Source organism: Agriterribacter sp., assembly GCF_035444585.1.
Taxonomy (GTDB): Bacteria; Bacteroidota; Bacteroidia; order Chitinophagales; family Chitinophagaceae; genus Agriterribacter.
In genome coordinates this window covers 1-6570 of the sequence record NZ_DAOMOZ010000243.1, presented here as the reverse complement: position 1 = coordinate 6570, position 6570 = coordinate 1, and the positions used below count along the sequence as shown (strand labels likewise).

The 6570-nt window shown below is 43.5% G+C and carries 8 protein-coding genes; 5 read left to right on the top strand and 3 right to left on the bottom strand.

The genetic code is table 11. The features are described from left to right. Positions 1-62 precede the first annotated feature (62 nt). Positions 63-815 carry a cation:proton antiporter domain-containing protein gene (locus PLH26_RS18895; RefSeq protein WP_324587581.1) on the bottom strand — a complete coding sequence of 251 codons (753 nt, stop codon included), beginning with the start codon at positions 813-815 and terminating at the stop codon, positions 63-65. Between the two features lie 277 nt (positions 816-1092). Here PLH26_RS18895 and PLH26_RS18890 point away from each other — a divergent pair, with 277 nt between their 5' ends. Genes PLH26_RS18890 through PLH26_RS18880 form a run of 3 tightly spaced genes read left to right on the top strand, consistent with a single transcriptional unit; the run spans position 1093 to position 4720 of the window. Next, positions 1093-1593, top strand: a complete 501-nt coding sequence (locus tag PLH26_RS18890) for a Riean_0653 family protein (RefSeq protein WP_324587580.1) — start codon at positions 1093-1095, stop codon at positions 1591-1593. Positions 1594-1619: 26 nt separating this feature from the next. After that, complete coding sequence (locus PLH26_RS18885) at positions 1620-2216, top strand: hypothetical protein (RefSeq protein WP_324587579.1); 597 nt, start codon at positions 1620-1622, stop codon at positions 2214-2216. Continuing rightward, positions 2120-4720 (top strand): T9SS type A sorting domain-containing protein, encoded by a 2601-nt coding sequence (locus PLH26_RS18880; RefSeq protein WP_324587578.1) that lies wholly within the window; start codon positions 2120-2122, stop codon positions 4718-4720. The genes PLH26_RS18885 and PLH26_RS18880 overlap by 97 nt, the downstream gene beginning before the upstream one ends. A 17-nt stretch (positions 4721-4737) precedes the next feature. On the opposite strand, the gene PLH26_RS18875 is transcribed toward PLH26_RS18880, so the two are convergent. Together PLH26_RS18875 and PLH26_RS18870 are read right to left on the bottom strand one after the other, a co-directional pair. Beyond that, the gene (locus PLH26_RS18875) at positions 4738-4938 is read right to left on the bottom strand and encodes a hypothetical protein (RefSeq protein ID WP_324587577.1); all 201 of its coding nucleotides are present in this window, start codon (positions 4936-4938) and stop codon (positions 4738-4740) included. A 241-nt stretch (positions 4939-5179) separates the two neighbouring features. Next, a complete protein-coding gene (locus PLH26_RS18870; RefSeq protein WP_324587576.1) occupies positions 5180-5350 on the bottom strand; it encodes a hypothetical protein in 171 nt (56 codons plus the stop codon). Positions 5351-5500: 150 nt separating this feature from the next. On the opposite strand from PLH26_RS18870, the gene PLH26_RS18865 reads away from it, so the two are divergent. Together PLH26_RS18865 and PLH26_RS18860 are read left to right on the top strand one after the other, a co-directional pair. Next, complete coding sequence (locus PLH26_RS18865) at positions 5501-6103, top strand: TetR/AcrR family transcriptional regulator (protein WP_324587575.1); 603 nt, start codon at positions 5501-5503, stop codon at positions 6101-6103. Between the two features lie 132 nt (positions 6104-6235). Beyond that, positions 6236-6570 (top strand): hypothetical protein (locus PLH26_RS18860; RefSeq protein WP_502876419.1); only part of this gene is annotated, 335 nt, incomplete at its 3' end.

Below are 6570 nucleotides of genomic sequence, written 5' to 3'. Positions count from 1 at the left end.
TGAGGGGGCTGGTCGGCAAATTATTCCCACCGCACTAAAAGGGACAAGTCAGGAAGGGTATATCAGGCACCTGCATTTTTTTTGACGATCACAGGAAGCACCAGCCCCTGCCCGATAATGGTGATCAGCACCACTATAGTTGCAATAAAAATAATGGTGTTGCGCATGGGGAATGGAATGCCGCTATCAGCAAATTTGGGAAGCCCTATCGCCATAGCCAATGATACAATGCCCCGCATGCCCGACCAGCTTATGATCAAACATTCCCGGATAGACAGCAATGCCTCTTCGGCTATCTTTCTTTTTTTTGCATTATACCCTCTCTGTAAATTGCGCCGCTGCAAAAAGATCCTTATCATTCTTATCAGCAGTGCAACGATGGTAATAAGGAATGCATAACCAATATAGGGTAATATTAAATGCTTATCTATCGTTTTTAAAACAAGTGGCAATTCAAGCCCGAGCAGAATAAAGATCAGCCCGTTCAATAAAAAAGAAACGATATCCCAAAGTGTTTTGGATTGTGTTTTTATAAAATCGGGAAAAGTCCTGTTGCTCAGCCTTGATATTCCCAAACCCAGCGTTACCACCGCTATTACGCCGGATACATGCGCCATCTCCGCAACGAGATAGGTAACAAAAGGGGCAAGCAGTAAAAAGCTGAGCACTGCCAGATGACTGTGTCTTGTAGATCGCAAAATAGCACCCAGCACTTTGCTCATAACAATGCCTACGCCAACGCCGCCGATGATCAGCAGCCAGAATATCAAACCCGCTTTCCACAAAACAAAACCTGCACCCGTAACTGCTGCCACAGCAAAGCGGTAGGCTACCAGCGCAGAAGCATCATTGACCAGGCTTTCACCTTAAGCCTGTCGGCCCAGGCAGAGGCCCCGGTTGCAACAGCCAGTAAGATCAAAACAATACCATAGTGTTCCATGCAAACGCTTTCAATGATTTAGAAGATGCTAAAATACATTTTTGTTTTAAAACAGAATGGTAAAATAGCAATGCAGGCTTTCAAATTGAGGAAAAATTCAGGCTTGCATATACAGATTATTAATTTTAAATTTAAAGAACAAAACGCTGATTATGGAAACACGGATCATTTGCTTAAAAAATTGTATGGTATGGCTTATGCTTGCGCCATTTTTTCTTTGTTCAAAATGTAATAAAAATGATGCATTGCCAGAATATTACTTTCGCTGCAAAATAGACAGGCAGGATTACAGACCCAATAGCTGCGCTAATTGTATGACAGCCCAAATTCTGGGTGATACAGTTATTATGCTCCAGGCAAATCGTGATCTTGAGGCATTAACAATTGGTGTTATTCATAAACCTTCAATTCAGGCAACATCATATTTGTTAAATGGGGACATAGGCAGTCGGGGTACTTATAAATACTCTACCACGGTAAATGACAGATACTTCACCAACACAACCCACACCGGTGTGCTATTAATTAACAGCATAAATAAAGAAAATAAAATTGTTTCAGGTACTTTTTATTATAAAGCATATAACAGTTATAATAATGATTCGATAAACATTACCGATGGAAAATTTCGGCTTAAATACACCGACTATTAATTTTTAAACCTTTAAAACACACTGGTATGAAAACACTAAAATTCACCAGGCGATGTATAGCCTTGGTCGCCCTGCTTTCTTTTTACAACCTGCTTTTTGCACAAACCGTATGGGATACGCTTCCGTGGAAACAATACGCCGACTGGAAACTGCAAAACCTTAATAAAGCATATATTACTACAAACATATTATACGACAGGATGTTCCCCTTAGCTAATGTAGATGAATACAAAGGCATACCCTCCACCAATACAGATACCACGCATCCCGACCACTGGATGCAGGCTTACTACGAAATGTACAATGCGGCGTATAACACTGCAGGATGGATTAGCCCTGATGCCTTAGATAATCTTATAAAAACAAACGGCAACAGCAAGCAACATCCTATAGGCATATTGTATTACAAATTCAACAGCCTTGATACCAACGCCCTGCAGGATCATTTAATAGATACGCTCGCCAACGGCCAGTTTACAGATGTAGCTAACCGGCCGCGAAGTCCCTATTTTACCCACACTTCTTTTTGGCAGCCCCCTTATTGGCCGACGGGCAGGTGGTGGAAAAAGGCGCCCATACTTTTTATCTGGATCCGCAGTTTTTTCTGCACAATGAAACGTTGAATATACAATCCATCAGCATCAATTTTGGCGATGGTCAGCCCGCCTGGGTGGTGAACACTCCCTTTGGAGGTGGAACATTTACCACAACGGCATTTACCGCATCCGTCACAAAAAACCTCACCGGCAGCATTTCAGGTAGGATTACAATAGTAGGTCAGGATATTTTAGGTCACCTTATTACCGTAGGAAATCCCTTTAAGGTATTTATAAAAAATACCAAACAGTACCAACCACTCACCCTTTGCAAGGGTGGTGGGCAAAAATGGACAATTGATGCCCCGGCAACGAGGTTAGCGCCCATCAATGCCATGTATGGCAATCCTCAGTTAGAATATAAAAATGCCGATGGGCAGCCTGTGAAAGACACTGCTTACTTTTATTTTGCCGGCAATGGCAGCAGTTGTAACATGAATGTGCTGCGGCGGCCCGTTGTTTTTATTGACGGCTTTGACCCGACAAACAGCAGGAACGTGCAGAAGATTTATGAAGATTATATTAATAAAGTTGTCACACGCAATAATGATCCTAACACTTTGTTTGGTGACTATATTTTGGCTCAGGGCTACGATTTTATCATCCTCGATTTTAAACACGGCAACGATTTGCTGGAGCGCAACGCCATGACGCTGGTATCATTAATTGAGCGGCTTAACCAAACCTATGGCAGCACCATGCTGCAGGGCATTACCGTAATTGGGCCAAGCATGGGCTCGCTGGTAGCGCAATATGCTTTGGCTTATATGGAAAAAAACAATATTGCGCATAATGTAAAAACCTATATTTCATTCGATGGCTGCCACCAGGGGGCAAATGTGCCGATAGGACTCCAAAATTATATTGAGTATTTTACCAAAAGAGGCATCTTCAAAAAAAATAAGACCATAAGGGAGGGGCTTTATAACGGGCTCGCTGCTAAACAAATGCTGGCGCATCATGCTTCTGCCAATTCCAACTTTCCGGCGCCCGATGCACTGAGAACAAAGTTCTTGCAAAACCTGGCTGCCGTTAACGAATATCCGCAACTGTGCAGAAAAGTAGCGGTTATAAACGGCTCAAACACCGGCATGCTCAATTCCAATCAACCAGCCAATTCAACCCTATTGATGATTTCAACTCAAAAAAAAGGATGGAAAAGCCTCTGGGGTTTATGCCAGAATAAGCTTTGCAAAAAGCTTGAATGGAAATGTAGTATCACGCCCAGTTCAGGTACCCAAAAGGTTACTGAAATGTGGACGGCGGATCCGCTGTTTAATATTTTATTCTGGGTGCCTCCGGGTCAAAAAAACTATTATGCCAATGCTGCCTGGGGAAACAGCGCCCAGGATAATGCCCCTGGCGGCATGTCCGTGAATTTTTTTGGGAGTGATCCGGGCCAGGTGAATGAAAGCAATTTTGTTTTCCTGCTTAAAGAAGCAATGTATCTCCTTACCGGATCTAAAAGGACAACTTTCACACAAAATCTTAATCGCTTTACGATGATGCCCAGCTATAGTTCTGCTGATCTGAGATTCCCCTCTAAGAGCCTGTATATGCGGTGGGATAACCAGTATTTGTGTGGTAAAACACCTTTCGATTACATATATGCGCCTTCCCAAAACGAAGAACATGTATTTGTTTCGGCCCAGGGTTCTCAGTGGTTTGAAAATGAGACCCGTTGCGCCATTGGTGTGCTGCCTACCTATATTAACCCGACTATGACGGGTAATGCGGCAATATGCACTAGTGGCTCCTATTCCATTGTAACCTGTAAGCCAGGCTTAAGCGTGGTATGGACAGCCACTCCTTCCGGCATCGTTTCCATCAGCAGCAGTGGAACAACCGCAACGGTTAGCCAAGTGCGGTCGGGAACGGTGGTATTAACTGCTACCATTGCCGGCTGCAACAGCACCTACATTCAAACTGTTTCTAAAACTATAACGGTAGGCACTCCCCCGGCCACTATTACATCCGTGACTCAACCCTCGCCGTCATACGGTACAATAAATGTGTACTTTAATTTACCTGGCAGTGCCTCGCCCATTACTTCGCATAAATGGTATATAGACAATGTGATGGTGTATAGCTCCCCGGGAGTACCCAGCAGCCCCACTATACTGAACGGCGGCAGTTGCGGTATGCATGGTGTACGCCTGGATGTTATCAGTGCCTGCGGAACCAGTGCTTCCAATTCATTTCAGTATTATAAAAATTGTGGTAGTATGTTTTCTGCTTCGCCCAACCCCACCAATGGCGAGGTAAACGTAAATGTAACTGATACCGACAGTCGCCAATCAGCTCAAAATGAAACAATCTCTTCCAGGAGGTCGGCATCAATAAATACAGCAACAAGGAAGATTTACAAAATATCGGTAACAGACTTTTCTGGTAAAAAGCTAAAGCAATTTGAATATAAAAGCGGAATTACAACGACAGTAATTAATATGTCTGATTTGCCGGCCGGAGTATACAATATTAGCGCATTTGATGGCAAAGAATGGCAAAGCAAGAAGATTCAAAAACAATAGGTTCAACAGGTATCAACTTACCAAAGGTTTGGTTCTATAACTGTAAAAGGCAACCATGCAAACAATCCTTGCATGGTTGCCTTTAATGCTTTAGCAGCCATCAATAAATCAAATACGTCAGGCAGAGGACGGTGCTTCAGTGCAATTCCATGATTTTGATTCTTCCATATTGGCTTGGGAATATATCTGTGCAATGCATCTTCTTTATCTTCTTTCACATTTCTCACATTTATCCGCGGTCTGATCCGCCGCGGCGGATACCAACTGCTTTCGTTCGCTTACTCCGTTCGCAAAGACTCAACTGGGGTGGCTGATGCCACGCTTCACTACTACCAATGTTAACAGGAACATAAGTCGCGTTGGAGTCTTCATAAAAGGCCACCGAGGGCTGCCATGAGCCCCCGTGCTAATCATTCGCCGGGGTCGCTGCTACACGGTTGCCCGGCTGTGCAGACCCCGTCAGGACAGCATTTCCGGGTTGATTTTCATGGCAGGTATTGCAGGAATGCTTCCGATGATAATACCTGCAACGATTAATACGATGGGGTAAGAGATTTTAAGTTTGTCGGCCCAGGCAGAGGCCCCGGTTGCAACAGCCAGTAAGATCAAAACAATACCATAGTGTTCCATGCAAACGCTTTCAATGATTTAGAAGATGCTAAAATACATCGTTCCGGATTGCCCGGCGGTATAAACCAGCCGAAAAAAATCCCCGGGAATTTGGAAAATTAAAAATTCTGTCTACCGTTGTTTAACAAATTTGTCAAACATTATAGTCAAATGGCGGTAAAAGACAGTATAACAGAGCGACACATAAAGGAAGCGGCAAAAAAGCTTTTTTTCAAGGAGGGCAGGTTTAAAGCCACTACCCAGGAAATAGCTGATGCCGCCGGGGTGAACAGAACCCTGGTGAATTATTATTTCCGGTCGAGGGATGTATTGTTTGACCAGGTATTGAGCGATGCAAAAAACGCGATGACCGACCGTTTAAAGAGTTCGGCTGGTGAAGAAAATATTCCTTTCCGGTTGAGGATCGAAAGGTTTATAGATGTGATGCTCGAGCATTCTTCCGCCTATCCCTATATGGATATCTACCTCGTTTCGCGTATGAATGATGATATAAACCAGCAGAATGATGTGCTGGCCGATATTAAAAAGACCGATGACCTGAAAGCATTTTTGAAACTGATAGAAACGGAGATGAATAAGGGAACCATTGAAAAAATGCCTCCTGTGCAGTTTTTGCTCAATCTTTTATCGTTGCTCACTTACCCTGTAATTGTACAGCCCTTGTTTAAAAAAATTTTACAGTTCAGCGACCGGCAATACCAGCAAATGCTGAAGGAACGCAGGGCGATCATTTTAAAGACATTGCTGAAATAATTTTTTTTATCCATTATTTGACACTTTTGTTAAACATTTATATTAAATAATAAAGTAAATGCACGAACGCGATGCCATCTGTAAAAAGTTAACAACAAAACAAAGATTGAATCTATGCATCGAAGAAAAAAAATGAGTATTAAAAGAGTGATGGTGGCAACCGGGCTGCTGGCTTTCGCCACCTTTACGCAGGCACAGCAGGTATTAACACTGCCTGATGCTTTGGAGTATACCCTGAAAGCCAGCCAGGCAGCGCGTAAAGCAAAGCTGGAAATTGAAAACGGCACCTACCGGATTGATGAAGTAAAATCAAGGGCGCTTCCCCAGTTGAATGCCAACGGAACACTCACCGATAATCCCATACTGCAGTTAACAGCGCTGCCGGGTGAAATAGTGGGGATGCCGGGTCAAACCATGATGGTGGCATTCGGGCAGAAGTGGAATTCGGGCGCGGTGGTTTCCTTGTC